The sequence below is a fragment of the Paenibacillus kobensis NBRC 15729 genome, from assembly GCF_004000825.1.
Taxonomy (GTDB): Bacteria; Bacillota; Bacilli; order Paenibacillales; family Paenibacillaceae; genus Paenibacillus_T; species Paenibacillus_T kobensis.
The window spans coordinates 54,603-72,018 of sequence record NZ_BILZ01000029.1 but is presented as its reverse complement, the minus strand read 5'-3'; the positions used below and the strand labels follow the sequence as shown (position 1 = coordinate 72,018).

11 protein-coding genes and 1 riboswitch are annotated in these 17,416 nt (G+C 57.6%); of the genes, 2 read left to right on the top strand and 9 right to left on the bottom strand.

The genetic code is table 11. The features are described 5' to 3' along the window. The 8 genes from PKO01S_RS17130 to PKO01S_RS17095 form a co-directional block, all read right to left on the bottom strand. Positions 1-4,898 (bottom strand): hypothetical protein (locus PKO01S_RS17130; RefSeq protein WP_127532653.1); only part of this gene is annotated, 4,898 nt, incomplete at its 3' end. 384 nt (positions 4,899-5,282) lie between these two features. Then, complete coding sequence (thiO, locus tag PKO01S_RS17125) at positions 5,283-6,437, bottom strand: glycine oxidase ThiO (protein WP_127532652.1); 1,155 nt, start codon at positions 6,435-6,437, stop codon at positions 5,283-5,285. Further along, on the bottom strand, positions 6,437-7,267 hold the full coding sequence (locus PKO01S_RS17120) for a thiazole synthase (RefSeq protein ID WP_127532651.1): 831 nt from the start codon (positions 7,265-7,267) through the stop codon (positions 6,437-6,439). Before PKO01S_RS17120 ends, thiO begins: the two co-directional genes overlap by 1 nt. A gap of 6 nt (positions 7,268-7,273) precedes the next feature. Then, positions 7,274-8,221, bottom strand: a complete 948-nt coding sequence (gene thiE / locus PKO01S_RS17115; protein WP_127532650.1) for a thiamine phosphate synthase — start codon at positions 8,219-8,221, stop codon at positions 7,274-7,276. 45 nt (positions 8,222-8,266) lie between these two features. Then, positions 8,267-9,424, bottom strand: a complete 1,158-nt coding sequence (locus PKO01S_RS17110; RefSeq protein WP_127532649.1) for a ThiF family adenylyltransferase — start codon at positions 9,422-9,424, stop codon at positions 8,267-8,269. Next, positions 9,417-11,177, bottom strand: a complete 1,761-nt coding sequence (gene thiC / locus PKO01S_RS17105; protein ID WP_281278933.1) for a phosphomethylpyrimidine synthase ThiC — start codon at positions 11,175-11,177, stop codon at positions 9,417-9,419. Before thiC ends, PKO01S_RS17110 begins: the two co-directional genes overlap by 8 nt. Positions 11,178-11,564: 387 nt before the next feature. Beyond that, positions 11,565-11,670, bottom strand: a riboswitch (TPP riboswitch). Between the two features lie 41 nt (positions 11,671-11,711). After that, complete coding sequence (locus tag PKO01S_RS17100) at positions 11,712-13,061, bottom strand: glycosyltransferase family 4 protein (protein WP_127532647.1); 1,350 nt, start codon at positions 13,059-13,061, stop codon at positions 11,712-11,714. A 133-nt stretch (positions 13,062-13,194) separates the two neighbouring features. Further along, on the bottom strand, positions 13,195-13,494 hold the full coding sequence (locus PKO01S_RS17095) for a hypothetical protein (protein WP_127532646.1): 300 nt from the start codon (positions 13,492-13,494) through the stop codon (positions 13,195-13,197). A gap of 335 nt (positions 13,495-13,829) precedes the next feature. On the opposite strand from PKO01S_RS17095, the gene hisS reads away from it, so the two are divergent. Both hisS and asd read left to right on the top strand, forming a co-directional pair. Beyond that, the gene (hisS, locus tag PKO01S_RS17090; protein WP_127532645.1) at positions 13,830-15,188 is read left to right on the top strand and encodes a histidine--tRNA ligase; all 1,359 of its coding nucleotides are present in this window, start codon (positions 13,830-13,832) and stop codon (positions 15,186-15,188) included. A gap of 129 nt (positions 15,189-15,317) precedes the next feature. Continuing rightward, the gene (gene asd, locus PKO01S_RS17085; protein WP_127532644.1) at positions 15,318-16,103 is read left to right on the top strand and encodes an archaetidylserine decarboxylase; all 786 of its coding nucleotides are present in this window, start codon (positions 15,318-15,320) and stop codon (positions 16,101-16,103) included. A gap of 389 nt (positions 16,104-16,492) precedes the next feature. Here asd and PKO01S_RS17080 read toward each other — a convergent pair whose 3' ends face one another. Next, positions 16,493-17,278, bottom strand: a complete 786-nt coding sequence (locus PKO01S_RS17080; RefSeq protein WP_127532643.1) for a helix-turn-helix domain-containing protein — start codon at positions 17,276-17,278, stop codon at positions 16,493-16,495. Positions 17,279-17,416 lie beyond the last annotated feature (138 nt).

Below are 17,416 nucleotides of genomic sequence, written 5' to 3'. Positions count from 1 at the left end.
GCCGCCAATTTTTCAGACGTCACGCTGCCATCCGCAAGCTTCGACTCCGTTACCGAACCTTCGACCAACTGCTCGCTGCTGACCGTCCCAACCGCCAGCTTTCCTGCTGTGACAGAGCCTTCCGCCAGTTTCTCAGACGTCACGCTGCTATCCGCAAGCTTCGATTCCGTTACCGAGCCTTCGATCAACTGCTCGCTTCCGACCGTCTCAACCGCCAGCTTTCCTGCCGTGACAGAGCCTTCCGCCAATTTCTCAGACGTCACGCTGCCGTCCGCAAGCTTCGATTCCGTTACCGAACCGTCGATCAACTGCTCGCTGCCGACCGTCTCTATCGCCAGCTTTCCTGCCGTGACGGAGCCTTCCGCCAATTTCTCAGACGTCACGCTGCCATCCGCAAGCTTCGATTCCGTTACCGCTCCTTCGATCAACTGCTCCGTTCCGACCGTATAGAAATCGAGCTTTCCTGCCGTTACCGACCCTTCGGCCAGTTTCTCAGACGTCACCGCGCCTTCAGCCAGCTTCGATTCTGTTACCGCTCCATCGATCAGTTGCAAGCTGCCGACCGATTCCTCCGCCAATTTGTCTGCCGTAACTGAGCCATTAGCCAGCTTGCTCGCCGTCACAGAAGCTTTGGCCAGCTTCGTTTCCGATACCGAGCCGTCAATAAGCTGATCGTTGCCGACCGATTCCTCCGCCAATTTGCCTGCGATGACGGATCCCTCGGCCAATTTGTCAGATGTTACCGAGCTTTCAGCAAGCTTCTCTTCCGTTACCGAGCCATTCATCAATTGCTCGCTGCCGACGGCTTCCACTGCAAGTTTGCCCGCCGTTACGGAGCCTGCGGCCAATTTGCCTGCCGTCACCGCGCCTGCAGCCAACTTCGCTTCGGTCACGGAGCCGTCGACAAGATGCTCGCTGCCTATTGCCTCTTCCGCCAATTTACTCGCCGTCACCGCGCCGTCTGCCAGCTTGCTCGAAGTAACGGCGCCAGCGGCCAGCTTCGCCTCCGTCACCGCGTGGTTAATGAGCACTTCGCTGCCTACCGCTGACGTCGACAGCTTACTGGCTGTAACGGAACCGTTAGCCAGCTTGCTCGTTACGACGACACCTTCGCCAAGCTTCGCTTCCGTAACAGCGCCTTCGAGCAACTGCTTCTCGCCGACCGTCGCATCCGCCAATTTACCCGCCGTCACTGCTCCGTATGCCAACTTGTCGGACGATACAGCCCCGTCTGCTAGTTTCGCTTGCGATACCGAGCCATCCGCCAGCTTGCCTTCGGTTACGGCTTCCTTCGACAGTTCGCCGGTACCGATAGAGCCCGCCGCAATGTGAACGCCCAATACGGCGCCTGGCGCGATCTTCGCGCTTGTGACGCTGCTCTCCATAAGCTGCAGCACGCCGACAGAGCCATCAGCCAGCTTCGTGTCGTCTACGGCACCCGATGCAAGCTTGTCGCCCGTGACCGAGCCGTCCGCCAGCTTCTCCTCCGTCACGGCTCCGTCGGCCAGCTTCCGTACGCTGACAGCGCCATCCTGCAGCTTGCTTTCGCTAACCGCATCCGGAGCCAATTGGCGTTCGCACACCGCTTCTTCCGCCAGTTGATCCGTCCCAACTGCCCCTGCCGCAATCCGTGAAGCATCGATCGAGCTAGGCTCCAAATGGCGGGCCGTAATCGCGTGATCATCCAGCTTCTCGGCTGTAACGGAACGGTCCGCCAATTGCTCTGTTCCAATTGCGCCGTCCTTCAACTGCTCACTGCGAATAGCGCCTCTCTCGAGATGGTCGCCTGTAATCGTTCCGAGTTTTACCTTGCTGCCGTGAACGCTTCCCTCTGGCGCCTTATCGAACGCTAACGTCTCACCAGCCATATGCGCGAGCGTTATCGAGCCTTTACGCAGATGATAGCCTTGAATCGATTCCGCCTTCAAATGTTTGCCCGTTATAGACTCCAGAATCAGATGCTCGCCGCCGATTGTGCCGGACGCAATTTTCTCGCCCGTTACCGCATCCCTCTGCAAGGACTGCGTGCTTACCGATTGCGGGGCCAAATGTTCCGCATTGACCGAATCCGCAGCTAAATGGTTGCTTCGCACGGCATTCTCTGACAAGTGTACGGACTTCACGGCGTTTTCTTTCAGATGAATGGCTTCGACCGATCCATTCTGCAAATGCTGCGAACCGACGGCGTCCATCTGCAGGTGATCGCTGCCGACAATGTCAGCAGCCAGATGGACCGTTTCAACCGCCCCCTGAAGCAGATGACTGGCACCTACACTCTTTGACGTTAAATGAATGCCGAAAACCGATTGCTCCATTAATTGCATGCTGCCGACTGAATTTTGTGCCAGGTGACGTTCGCCCACTTCGCCTTCAGCCAATTTCTCGCCGGTAACAGCTCCGTCTGCAAGTTCTCCTGATGTTACGGAGCCTGCTGCAAGATGAATCGACTTTACCGAATCGGCTGCCAACTGAGCGGAACCGACCGCACTGTTGCCAATATGTTTGCTCAGCACCGAGCCTTCAGCCAACTGCACAGATCCGACGCTGTTGGCATCCAGCTTTTCACTCGTTACGCTCGAATTAGCCAGCTTCGATGTCGTAATCGCGTAATCCGTCATCTTATCGGTCGTAACCGATTCAGGTGACAACTTAAGCGAGTTTACCGCGTAATCGGCCAAATGGTGCGCGAACACGGTACCGAAGCCAAGATGCCTTTCCGTAATCGAATGCGGGGCAATTTTCGCTGACGTGATGGAACTGTCCACAACAGCACTCGTATCGACTGCACTCGGCCCAATGTGCTTGGCGCCAATCGAGCCCGGCCGGATGTGAGCGTTCGTTACCGCTTCGTCTGCAATCGCCTCGCTCTTCACCGCGCCTGCCGCCAGGTGATGAGCCCGAATTTCGGAAGAAGCAATTTTGTCGAACGTAATGCTTTCGTCCTTCAGATGATCGCGCGTCACCGCTTGCGGAGCAAGCTTCGAGCTTGTTACGGCGCCGTCAGTCAGCTTGCTGTCCGAAATAGCGCCGTCCGCAATTTGTGCCATGCCGACCGATGCGAAGCCAAGATGCTCCTCCAGCACAGAGCTAGGCGCCAGCTTCTCAGCCGTAACGGAGCCGTTCAGCAGATGAACCGTGTGAACTGCCTCCGGCTGCAGCTCATTCGAAGAAACCGCGCCTTTCACGATATGCTTCTGCTCCACGATGCCGTCTGCAAGCTTATCGGATGTGACCGACGCTCTAGTCAGATGTTTGCTCTGTATAATCTCATCCGACAGCTTCGTAGTTGTTATGCTGAAGTCAGCTAGCTTCGATGACGTAACCGCATGATCAGCCAGCTTAATCGTCGTCACGGCCTGCTCCGACAGCTTTGAGGAAGTTAAGGATTCGTCTAGAATATGTGCGGCCTCAATCTGTCCCGTTGCAATATGTTTTCCAAGCACGGCATGGTCTTGAAGGTGCTCCGAGGATACGGCATCTTCAGCGATAGCCGAAGAAGTAACCGATGCAGATGCCAGCTCCCTAGAACCGACGGCCCCTTCGCTTAGATGCTCGGCGGCGATTTCGCCCGGAGCCAAATGCTTTCCCTGCACAATACCGAGCGATACGTGTTCAGCGAGCAGCAGTCCCGGCTTCAAATGAACGGAGTCAATGGCTTCTGCCGCGATTTTGTCGCTTGTTACCGCGCCGCTGCGCAGCTTCTCCTTCGTGACGGCGCCGTCCGCCAATTTGGCGACGTTAACCGATTCGTTCGCCAAGCTTTCCGATACGACCGAACCGCTGCGCAGCTTCGATGTAGTAACCGACTGTTCGCCAAGCAGTTCCGATGTAATCAGCAGCGGCTTCAGATGGATGGAGTCGATCGAGCCTTCGGCGATTTTGTCCGAGCTGATCGTACGGTCGGCCAGCTTCTCGCTCGTTACGCTGTTGTCCCGCATCTTGTCGCCGGTAATCGAGCGGTCGCGAATTTTTTGGCCGGAAATGGCGTTCTTCGCCAGATGCTCGCCCGTTATCACTTCCGAAGCAAGCTTCGACGATGTAATGGCGCCGTCCGCAATTTTGATCGATTCGACGGCATAATCTGCAATTGAAGCTGTCACGACTGCGCCGGAATGGATTTTCTCCGTCTTGATGGCGCCAGGCGCGATTTTATCGCTGACAATGGATTCGTCGGCTAAATCATCTGAATAAATAATCGGCTGCGGCTTATTCGGCTGCTTGCGCTCCTCTACCTTCTCACGCTTCGTCTGCTCATCGATCAGCTGCAAGCCAGAGGACTCCGGCTGCGCTGGGGCCACTGGGGCCGCTGGGGCCGCTGGGGCCGCTTGAGTCACTTGAGCCGCTGATACCGTTGGAATCGGCTGCGCCTCAGGTACAGAGCTTTTCGCCATAGAAGGCTTCACGACCGATGAAGATGAAGCCGTAAATGTTGAAGGACCTGCTGCCTTCGATTCAGATGAAACGGCTGTCGCTTCGGAAACCGGCGCCTGCGAAGGTGCCGCCTGCGAGCTGTTAGTTGCTTCTTCGACAGCATGATCCGCTGGCTTAACGGGACGTACAGCGCGAAAAGCCATTCCCGGCATATGCGGCACAATCGCTGTTCCGCTTTGCAACGGCGCCTCTGTGCTAAAAGTCAGATCCGCCGTCTGCTCCGCTGCGGAAGGCGGCTGCAGGACGGGCGCCGCTACCGAATGGATGTTGACTTGCGGCGGTTCGAGCCGGTCGGTCTCTTGCTTGGCCGTCTCAACGGCTTCAACTGCATCAACGGCATTCGTCCTCGCCTGGCCTTGTTTATTTTTCGCCTCGTCCAGCCAACGTAGCTCGGAAGTATTGGGATTGTCTACAAAAAAAAGCGGCTTCCGTCCCCTGGGTGATTTCCCCTTATTGCTTTTCGGCATAGCCCTCTCCTTCTTCCACCTAAGATGTCATTGGCAATATATGCATTCACCTATAGGCGCGTCACTCTATTGCGGGCGAATGTTCGGATGAACCGGATCGCCGATTCGGAACAAACAAAAGAAGGCCAACCAGCGCGGAGGACTGGTTGGCCTTCTTCTGTACCGATGCTCACAACAATATGTCGTCTAGAACTCTACCTCGTGCAAGCCCGGTCGAGACCGGCTCTCTCGCGGGTCCCCTCAAGGCAATAGAGCAGTTTGCTCTGCTCTATTGTTTGGAATCATCATCACAATCAGTGGGCTCTCTCATACTCGCAACCTAGCAGTAAGTAAAATAATTGCTTTCCAATCACCGACTTTAAGCAGCATGCCAGATATGCCCGACTAAAATCCCCCCGCCGCTACCCGCGAGAACCGGTCCGGACGGAACTCGCCAAGCGGTACAGCCGGCGCTTTCCTGTCCAGTAGATCGCCGACAATGTGCGCGGTGCCTGGGCTGAGCAATATGCCGTTGCGGTAATGTCCCGCCGCGACAATGACATTCGGCGCGCCGTCCGGTACGCCGATGAGCGGCCTGCCGTCGCGCGTAGCCGGGCGCAAGCCGGCCCAACGCTTAATGGTCGGTTTGCCGGCAAGGAACGGGAACGTCCTGTCCGTTGCCCGAATCAGGCGGTCGATGCCGCGTTCCGTAACGGTCGTGTCGAAGCCGGATACATCCTCGGAAGCGCCGCAGACGATTGCTCCGTTCTGCTTGCCGACCCAATAGGCTTGGCTCGTGAACACCATATGCCGCACGTCTGTGACCGGCGCTTCGAACGAGCAGATTTGTCCGCGAATCGGGTGCACCTCCGGTGCGAATCCGAGCATCTGCTCGTAAGCCCCGCTCCACGCGCCAGCACATAGAACAAGGCGGTCCGCCTCATACCGTGCACCCGATGCAGTAGTAATGGACACTCCGCCCGAACCAGACAAAGAGGACGACGTGCCGCTGTCGGCTGCAACGATCGCTCCCGCATGCTCGATCAGCTGCACGCCGAGCCGGAGGCACGCCTCGTATAGCGCAGCGACCAGCTTAGGCGCGAACACATGGCTTTCTGCCGGGCAGTACAGCCCGGCTGCAGCCCGCTCCGTCAGGCGGGGCTCCAAGCTGCGCAGCGCGGCGCCTTCGACGAGTTCCGCGCGGGCTCCCCGCGCATTTTGCCAGATCAGCCTCGTCTGCATCGGCAGCACATCCGCCTCATGGAACGCGATGTTCAAGCTGCCCGTTCGCATCCATTCCACCTGATCGCCTGAAGCGTACTCGACGTCCGCGACCCACTGCTCGTATCTGTCGAGGCTGTAACGGCACAGATCGAAGAATACATCCGGCTGTTCCGTATTCTCGGAATATGGAGCAAGCATGCCGGCAGCGGCGCCGGACGCCTGCCCGCCGAACCGGTTCGGCTCGACGACCGTGACCCGGCTGCCGCGCCGAGCAGCCTCGAATGCGCAAGACAGACCAATAATGCCGCCTCCCGCAATTAGCACATGCCCGCTCATTACAGCGCACCTTCCGGATCAAACGGCGCATGAAGCGAGCCTTCCGGCATACTGCTGGCTGAGGCATACCGCTTCTTCGGAATCCGGCCCGCCAGATAAGACAGACGCCCGGCTTCGATCGCCAGTCGCACCGCGCGCGCCATCGCGACAGGATCTTTCGCTTTCGCAATCGGCGTATTCATCAGCACGGCGGAAGCGCCCAGTTCCATCGCTTGCGCTGCATCAGCTGCAGCACCGAGTCCTGCATCAACGATAATGGGCACTTTCGCTTCTTCAACGATCAGACCAAGATGGTACGGATTCAAAATGCCAAGCCCGGTGCCGATCGGTGCGCCGCCCGGCATGACAGCAGCCGCGCCTGCTTCCTCTAGCCTTTTGCACAGAATCGGATCATCCGTCGTATAGGGCAGCACATCGAACCCTTCCTTCACAAGACGCTCCGTCGCGCGCAGCGTCTCGATCGGATCCGGCAGCAGCGAGCGCGGATTGGCGCTGATCTCCACCTTAATCCAACTGCCAAGACCTGCCGCGCGCGCAAGCTTCGCGATGCGTACTGCCTCATCCGCATTGTTCGCGCCAGACGTATTCGGCAAGTACTGCAATCTGCGGTCATGCAAATGCTGAAGCACCGAATCGTCCTCCACTTCCTCCAGATTAATTCGCCTTACCGCGAACGTCACGACCTCCGTGCCCGATGCTTCCAGCGCATGCTTAAGCACCAGCGGGCTCGGAAACCTTCCTGTGCCGAACAGCAGCCTCGATGTCAGCCTTGTGCCTGCAATCATGAGCGGATCGGGATGAACCGCCGCCTCGTTGTTCACCGTTGTCATCTGTCTTCATCCTCCTCCTACAAAATGAACAAGCTCCACTTCACTGCCCTCGCGAAGCGAGGTGCGTCCCCATGCGTCCCGTTCGACGATCTCGCCGTCCAGCTCGACGACAAGCCTTCTGCCTTCCAGACTGTGCTGCCAGATCAGCTCTTCGATCGTTCCCGCCGTCGTCCACTGCTCTTTGCCGTTAATTTTCACGCCCAAATAAGCGAGGTCCGATTCCGCTGGTTGTGCCTCTAGCAAATCATGTGCCGTAACTGCAGCACCAGCTTCCGCTTCCGCTTCCGCCTTCGCCTTCTCCTTCGCCGCAGCTCCATTGTGCGCCGCAATGCGAGCCTTGAACGCCCGGCAAGCCGCCGCCGGATCGTCTGCTCCGACAACGGCCGACACTGCGCACACGCGCGTTGCGCCTGCTTCAAGAACGGTATCGATGTTATCGAGGGTAATGCCGCCGATCGCCACGAACGGAATCTTCACGTGGTCGGCAGCCTCCCGAACATAGCTCGTCGTGACCGCCGTCCGGCCCGGCTTCGTACCGGTCGGATAGACAGGCCCGACGCCGATATAATCGGCCCCGCCAGCCTGAGCCGCCAGCGCTTGTTCCAAGCTGTGCGTCGAAATTCCTATAATGCGGTCGGGTCCGAGCCGTCTCCTGGCCACGGCCAGATTCAAGTCTTCCTGCCCAAGATGAACACCGTCCGCATCTACCATTATCGCAATGTCGATATAATCGTTAATAATGAGCGGCACGCCGTACCGCCTCGTCAATTCGCGAAGCACACGCGCCTGCTCCAAAATCTCCTGCTCGGACGAAAATTTATCCCGAAGCTGAATGACATCCGCTCCTCCGATCAGCGTCTGCTCGATGACGTCGGCCAGCGGTCTGCCCGGATGATAGTTCGCACCGGTAATGACATACAGCTGAAAATCAAACTTATTGTTATGCTCAGCCATTGCTCTACCTTCCTTTCTAGTATTCCATTCTCAAGGCTGCCAAGGCTACGTGGTTAAGACAGCGCCGTCCTGCGGCAACTTCTCGTCCGTGCCGCCGATATAACGGCGGCACAGCTCGACCGCTTCCGCCGGATCGCTCGTCCCTTGGACCATGACGCGGCCGTCTGCAAATAGGACAAGACTTTGGCCGCCTTCCGGCAGCATCGCCCGCATCAAATACGGATTAACCGTCAGCGTGCAGCCGAGCCGCTCCAAATCCGTGCGAAGCTGCTCCATCGCAAAAGGAACGGCGCTGCTCACCTGCACGGAGTCGCGCCCGCACAGGACGGCGGCGGTGAACATCGCGCCGCCGTCCTCCTGCGCGGCAGAGGCTGCGCCCTGCGCCTCCTGCCGCGCACCGCAATACCGGCAGGCTGACCGCCCTGCCGGCAGCTTCGATTCGCGGACGCGGAACGTCCAGACGTCCGCGCTCACCCATGTGCGGCGCATCGCCTCGCGGCTGCCGCACAGCCACTTCAGCGCCTCGGCCGCTTGCAGCGAGGCGACGAACTCCACGGCCGGCGAGATGACGCCGGCCGTATCGCACGTATCGGCTGCCTCGTCGCTCGCCTCGTCGCCGCCGATCAGGCAGCGCAAGCACGCCGTGCGCCCCGGGATGAGCGCTGCGCTCATCCCTTCCGACGCCGTGACGCCGCCGTATAAGAGCGGAATGCCCGCTCTGAAGCAAGCATCGCTCAGCACGAGCCGCGCCGCAGCATTATCCGTTCCGTCGAGCACCAGATCGACGCCATCGATCAAAGCGCCTACCGTCCGCACGCCGACGTCGACGACATGCGCCTCAATGCGTACGCCGCCGTTAATGCGGCGAAGCTTGCGCGCAGCCGCGATCGCTTTGGGCATTGCATCCCGCGCGTCGTCCTCGTCGAACAGCATTTGCCGCTGCAAATTGCTCGGCTCGACGAAGTCGCGGTCCGCCAGACGGACCGTGCCGACGCCGGCTCGCGTCATATGCTGCGCAAGCGAAGCGCCGAGCGCCCCCGTCCCGACGACGAGAACGCTTGCGGACCGCAGCTGATTCTGGCCCGCCGTACCGATCGGTCCGAACCGGATTTGACGCGAATACCGTGTTGGATCATCGAACAGGCCCAGGTCCGGCCCGGATGCCGGCTCGAAAATTTCAACAGGATAAGCCGCCTTACGCATAGATCGAACCGCCTTGCGAACGGAACGATTCCGATTGTTGTTTCATGCCGGCCTCTATCGCTTCTTCCGTATCGAGTCCATGCTCCTCCGCATAGTCGCGGATGTCCTGCGTAATGCGCATGCTGCAAAATTTCGGTCCGCACATCGAGCAAAAATGCGCCGTCTTCGCCGCTTCCGCAGGCAGCGTCTCATCGTGGTATTCCATCGCGCGCTCCGGATCGAGCGACAGATGGAATTGATCGCGCCAACGGAACTCGAACCGCGCCTTCGACAGCGCATTGTCCCGAATTTGCGCGCGCGGGTGGCCTTTGGCGAGGTCGGCTGCGTGCGCCGCGATTTTGTACGCAATAACGCCTTCGCGCACGTCCTCTTTGTTCGGCAAGCCCAAATGCTCCTTCGGCGTCACGTAACAGAGCATCGCCGTACCGAACCAGCCGATCATTGCCGCACCGATGGCCGACGTAATATGGTCATAGCCCGGGGCAATATCGGTCGTCAGCGGACCGAGCGTATAGAACGGCGCTTCCTGGCAAACTTCCATCTGCTTGTCGACGTTCTCCTTGATCAGATGCATCGGCACGTGTCCCGGTCCTTCGATCATGACCTGCACGTCATGCTTCCAAGCGATCTTCGTCAGCTCGCCGAGCGTTTCCAGCTCCGCGAACTGCGCGGCATCATTCGCATCCGCAATCGAACCCGGACGCAGCCCGTCGCCTAACGAGAAGGAGACGTCATACTTTTTCATAATCTCGCAAATCTCTTCGAAATGCGTGTACAGGAAGTTTTCCTTGTGATGCGCTAGACACCATGCTGCCATGATCGAGCCGCCTCGCGACACGATGCCCGTTACCCGCTTCGCCGTAAGCGGCACGTAACGCAGCAGCACACCCGCATGAATGGTAAAATAATCGACGCCCTGCTCCGCCTGCTCGATCAGCGTATCGCGGAATACGTCCCACGACAGATCCTCCGCGACGCCGTTCACTTTCTCGAGCGCCTGATAGATCGGCACCGTGCCGACCGGCACAGGCGAGTTGCGAATTATCCATTCCCGCGTCGTGTGAATGTTCTTGCCCGTCGACAGATCCATGATCGTATCCGCGCCCCAACGGGTCGCCCATGTCATTTTCTCCACCTCTTCCTCAATCGAGGAAGCGACGGCGGAATTGCCGATATTCGCATTAATCTTCACATGAAAGTTGCGACCGATAATCATCGGCTCGCATTCCGGATGATTGATGTTCGCCGGTATGATGGCACGGCCTTCCGCCACCTCCTTGCGGACGAATTGCGGGTCCATCCCTTCACGAACTGCGATGTATTCCATCTCTGGCGTCACGATGCCGCGCCGCGCGTAATGCATCTGCGACACGTTCATCCCGTCCTGGGCCCGAAGCGGCCGGCGGGACAAGCCCGGGAATTGCTCTGCGCCTTTCTCCGCCGCGCGCTGTACAGTCGAGAACCCGTTATCCTCCGGCGTAATCGTACGGCCGTCGTAGCTTTCCGTATCGCCTCGTTCCGCAATCCAAGCCCCCCGCACGGACGGCAGCCCCCGGCGGATATCCGCTTCATAGGAGGTATCGGTATATGGTCCGCTCGCATCATACACAAGCACCGGTTCATTCGGCGTTTCCACTTCTCTCAGCGAGCTAGGCGCGAGCCCGATCTCCCTCATCGGCACTCGAATATCTTCTCTTGCACCTGTGACGTATACTTTACGGCTGCCCGGCAGCGGAGTCGTTAAAATCGGCAACAAAAAAACCTCCCCAAGAATAGTTGGAATTCCCTAGGAGGCTAGCAGCTTATTAGAAAATGAGGTCCTCGTGCATCGCGTCATGGACACGCCCTACGCGATCATTCTGCCGGCATCCCGATTATCGAACGAGCTTCCGACGGGCGGATGGGCTTGTTCGGGCGGAACGTCAGCTTCCTTCGGCGAAAGGGCTCTCTCGTCATCACGACAAAAAAACCGCTCCCGGCGAAGGAAGCGGCGAAATGGCGTTGTCGGTCACTAATGGCATCCGGCTGCATCCGCAGTCCGTTACATCCTCGGCGGCGCGGTGTGTTCATGCATACCGTAAGGTGCGCATCGTAACAAAGCGTTCGTCCGAATAAAGGATGCCTTCATGTCGCGTGTAATAAACGCACAAGACCACTTTCCTACGCTGGCATGACCCAGATCAGGTTCGAAGGGACCAAAGCGATATGCTTTATCTCAGCCCATAAAGGCGCCCCTAGTGGATTTCCTGAACAAACTATACTCTTCCTCGTCCGGAAATGTCAACCGTTAATTCCACAATCGGCCTCGGCTCGGCTTCTTCCGGGTTGTTGCCGGTTGGTGCCATGTCTTCTCAGCGGACATTCTCTTACGCCGCTCATTCACAGTGTCCGTACTGCTTCGGCTGCCGAGTATCCTTGCCCCTCGCCAGTCTTCGTCCCCGCCTGAATGGCCCAGCTTCGAGTCCGAAGCTTCCGCCTCGTCTGGCGCAAGACCGGTCTGAACCGCATACCGCTGCGCAGCGGCATGCCATGTGAAATACGATTCTGCTCTTTCCCGGCACCGCTTGCCCATCTCTTGCCGCAGCTGTTCGCTGCTAAGCAGCCTGTCAAGATTGATGAGCAAGTCATCTCGCAACCGGGACGGCTCAGCCAGCAGTCCCGTGTCCCCGTCCTTGACAACCTCGCCGATACCGCCAACCCGTGAAGCGACGATCGGAACCCCCGTCGCCATCGCTTCGACGTTAACAAGACCGAACGCTTCGCGCCTGACGGACGGGACGGCGATGACGTCCGCTCCGAGCATCCAATCCGGCACCTCGCTGTACGGTACGTAGGGTACGAACCGTATTCTGCTGCCCAGCTTCGCCGCTGCGTTCTTCAGCCTTCTGTAATAGGACGTCGTCCGGTGTGTGCCGTAGCCTGGACTTCCGACGACAACGAGCTGCGCGTCAGGATGGCGACTCAGCAGATCCGGCATGATCCCGACCAAATGATGGACGCCTTTGAGAGAGATGACGCGGCCAAGGAACAAGACGACCTTCCGGTTCATCCAGCCGTTCATCCGCCGAATCTGTTCTCGTCTGGCAGCGCCTTCCGGCGAATGGACGGACATGAACCGGCTCGTATCGACGCCCAAATGAACGACCGCAATTTTCGAATAGGCTTCCGGCACCATATCCGCCACTACATCGCGCAAATAATAGCTGTTGACGATAATCAAGTCGGCGAGGCGGCAGCATCGGCGCAGCTCGCCTCTCGATATATGCGAAGGGGAAATATAGGTCGAGGAATGAAGGTTCAGCCACATTCGGGCGCGGGGATGCTGCCGCTTCAGCCGAATGAGCATCCGGGGACGGTTCTCCACCTCGATCACATCCGGAGCGAAAGAAGCGATCGCCGAGCTGACGGCGCTTGCGTATTTCGCTTTGCTTGCAGCGGGAAACCGTTCACAGACGATGCCTTTCCATACGCCCCTGCGAGGCAAACCGGACGCAGTTCGCCCGTATATTCGCGGCTCCGCCGCAGCCGGCAACAGCGGAACAATCTGCTCCACTACCCGTTCCACCGAGCTGCTTCGTGCGGAAGGAAGCGCAAAGGCTCCCGGCGTGACATAAGCGATTCTGATCGGACGAGACATGCGCGAGAAGACTCCTCCTTCCGCACAAGAGACGGTGCGAATATGCTTCTTCAGCATACGCGGCTGCGAGCCGATTCGCGACGCATCCGATATGAAACAGGCGTCCGCCGCAATATAGCATCCTACTTACTGTTTACCGGCTCCGTTCCGGGGAAAAGAAAACTGCCGCCCCGAGACGGCTTATCGAATAAACAACCAAGTAAGAGCCGCTAATTAATAACACCGGGTTGTCGAGTACACTATGTATTTCCGTCATAAACAAGGTTCCATGCCGAATCGTGCGTATAATTCCGGCCCCCGCAACAGCGCCTAATGCAAGCACCGACACCGCTGCCGCTCCGTCCGCCGCTCTCGACAGTGTCTCATTCGCCGCGCTGATCCATCCGATTGCGATGGCTCCGGCAACTGCAAGAGCAGCCATAATCCATTCCATCCGGGCCGCCTCCTTATCCTAATCGATACACCTGTTCCTCCTCATCCTCACCGAACACGCATCAAAATAAACATACCGCATGCAGCGCTTAACCATTGCGCAAAGCGGATCAATCCGCTACAATCTTACACAAACGTATGGAAGGGAATCGCCGCTATGACGATCAATTCACGCTTCTCGATTCAATTTCATCATTTCACTAAGCGTTAGCACTCCTGAATGATTCCAGGGAGGGCTAGCGCTTCTCGCGTTGGCCTCCCTGCCGCATACGATGCGCGCGGGACCAGAGGTCCGGCGCGTTTTTTATTTTCCAATGCGGAAAGGGGCATTCATCGATGCAGAACGTGAAGGGAACGACGGATTATTACGGGAAGGAACAAGCGATTCGGAGCCGAATTCGGAGTCTCATGCAGGAAGTGTTCGAGAGGTACGACTACGATAGTATGGAGACAGCGGTCTTGAACGAATTACCGCTTCTTACAGCCAAATATTCGGGCGGCGGCGAGATCGTGCAAGAAATGTACCGTTTAAACGACCGGGGCGAGCGCCAACTCGGGCTCCGATACGATTTAACCGTGCCATTCGCCAAAGTGATTGCGATGCAGCCGGGGCTTCCATTGCCGATGCGCCGTTACGAGTTCGGCAAAGTGTTTCGCGACGGCCCTGTCAAAAGGGGACGCATGCGCGAATTTATGCAATGCGACGTCGACGTCGTCGGCATTCGGGGACCGGAGGCGGAAGCCGAGCTCATGCAGCTCGCAGCGGATGTATTCGGCAAGCTTGGCATCGATGTCACGCTGCGGTGGAACAATCGGCGCTTTCTGTCCGAATGGCTTCAGGCAGCCGGTGTATCTGCGGAATTGGCAGCAGATGCCATGCTGACGATCGACAAGCTTGCCAAGGCCGGGATCAACGCCGTTCACAGCGAACTGCTGGCGAAAGGCGTTGATCCCGGCGCAGCACAATCGGTTATAGCGGACCTGTCCGGAACGGATGCCGCGGAAACAGCGGATGCGACGGATGCTGCAGTTGACGGCGGCGCCTCCGTCTCTGCATTCGAACGGCTGTGCGGCAAATACGGCATTGGCATGTGTCCCGGCGCCCAGGAGGTGCGGTCGCTGCAAGCGCTGCTCGCCGCAATCGGCCTTGAGGAGCAATGCCTGTTCGATCCATCGCTTACGCGGGGCTTGTCATTCTACACCGGTACGGTATACGAGGCTTTCGACGCCTCCGGCAGCTATGCATCGAGCTTGGGCGGGGGCGGCAGATATGACGCCATTATCGGCCAACTGGCAGGCATCCCGGATACGGAATATGCTACTGTCGGACTATCGTTCGGTCTGGAGCCGATCATGGAACTGCTGCGGGACCGGATGGATCTCCCGGCAGCCGCTCCGGTCACGGTCATTCCTGTCGGGTCGGCAACGGCGGAAGCGTTACGGACAGCCGCAGCCCTTCGCAGCAGCGGTATTCGAACGCGGCTGGCTCCTGCTGGGCGCAAGCTGCGCAAGGCGCTTGCCTCCGCATCTGCGGACGGAACGCCATTCGTCATCCTTGTCGGAGAGGATGAAGCGGCAAGCGGCACTGTGCGGCTGAAGGAGATGGCGTCGATGAACGAATCGGTTCTGGATATTGAGGAAACGATCTACAAGATCGAACGGTCCTTGCGCCTGCCATTCCGTTATTACTTGTAACCGTCAGAGTCCGCATGCCGAGTGCCTCCTTCCATTGAGCGCCAAATTATATTGATTTGTCGCTTCGAATATGTCACACTTATTCGAAGATCAATGCAGCAGCATATGAAAGGACGTGTTGGAACCGGCATGTGGACTTGGTTGTTTCGCGTCACGACCGAACTAACTTCCCGCAAATCGATTTCACGGCTAACCGGCAGCTTCGCTCAGTCGGCGGCAAGCCGCAAGCTCATCCCTCGTTTCGCCCGGATGTATAACATTAAGGTGGAGGAAGCCGAGAAGCCGTTAAACCAATATGGCACACTGAATGAGTTTTTCACCCGCCGGTTGAAGCCCGGCATGCGCAAGATCGATACAGGCGCGAACGCGCTTATCAGTCCCGTCGATGCGCTCATTACAGGCTGCGGACCGATCCAAGAAGGAACGATCGTTAATGTGAAGGGACAGGACTATACGATCGACGAGCTTCTGAACCGGTCGCCGCGCACCGAGAATTATAAGAACGGCTACTATGCCGTCTTATATTTAAGCCCGACTGATTACCACCGCATCCACGTACCGATTGACGGCATCGTCGAGGAACGCGAGCATCTCCCTGGCAAAGTCTATCCCGTCAACGATTTCGGGCTGCGCCATATGCGCCGCGTACTGAGCCGCAACGAGCGGCTCGTTACATACATCCGCCACCAAGGCGGCGAGACGGCGGTTGTGAAGGTAGGCGCCATGAACGTCAGCAGCATCCGATATACGGAGCCACAGTCACGGCAAGTGACGAAGGGCGACGACCTCGCCTACTTCGAGTTCGGATCGACCGTCGTGCTGTTGACCGAAGACGATACGTTTAAGCCCCGGGGCGACCTGAAGGTCGGCCTGAAGGTCAAGATGGGCGAGCGGCTCGGCACGATCCGCAGCTAGACTTCCACGCACGGCAATTAGATAAACAAAGAAACGGATGAGCACATGCTCATCCGTTTCTTTGTCTTTGTCTTTGTCTGCGAACTGCAGCGAGTCTACGAAGCCTGCACAATGTGCAGGCTTTAAGCTCCAAAGGACATCACGAGATAAAATAACTGTATTTTGTGCAGAGATTTGCACCTCTCTACGCACTAAAGCCGAACCAGCATCCCGAAAGCATGCACAATGTGCAGGCTTTAAGCTCCATGAGACGCTCGATTTATGAAATAACTGCATGTTGTGCAGAAATTCCAACCAACCAAAGCGTTTGCTCCAAATAAGCGGCGGCAAAAAGCCATAAAATAAAAAGCTCTCCAAGGCCGTGAATACGTCCTTATGAGAGCTTCCATTTATCGAATTTCCGACGGGTTGCGGCCCGTATATTGCTTAAATTGTCGGCTGAAGAAGAATATATCTCGGTAACCGAGCGCATCGGCTACCTCCGTCACGTTCATCCCGGCATGCGCGAGCAAATGCTGCGCCCGCTCGATCCGCGTGCGAATCATATAGGTCTGAACCGATTGCCCGATGAACTCCTTGAACTTGATTGAAAAATACCTCGGCGACAGCTGCGCCCGCTTCGCCAAATCTTCCACGCGGTGCGGAACGCCCGGATGCTGCCGGATGTAGTTCGCGATCTCGTGAATCGCTTCGGTCAATTGGTTGCTCGCCCGCTTCTCGACCGCCGGCTCACGGTCCGCACGAAGCAGGTGAATCATCATCTGGCTGATCAGCAGCTTCGCTTCCTGCTCTGCTGCGAACGTCTTAACGAGAAACAATCGTACATACCGGGACAGCAAATATTCGAAATCGACCGTATCATCCAATATGCGGTAACGGTCCGGCACGGTCTCAGTCGCATCTTTCACATCGAAATGAATGTAAGTGAGCACCAGCGGCTTTTGCGGGTTATGTGTAGCGCTTGTGTAGTCTCCAGGCCGGAACAAAAAGCAGCTTCCTGCCCCGACTTCATACACCGCGCCATTAAGTTCCAGCTCTCCTTCGCCGCTCCAGACATAGAATAAGTCGTAATTGGCCATCGGCTTTTCCCGCCTTGCCCACTTCCATCCGGGCTCGCAGACGATCTTCGCAAATGCGGGCAGCAGTATGTATGATGATGAAGGCACGTCCAGCATAGCTTCCCTCCGTCTAGATCCATTTGCCGTCATCATACCGCACTCAAATTTTTTTTACAATGAGAATGGCTCTTGATGTTTAAAAAATGTTATAATAGCACCCATAGCTTACATCGCCAAGTCATATTTGACATCGCC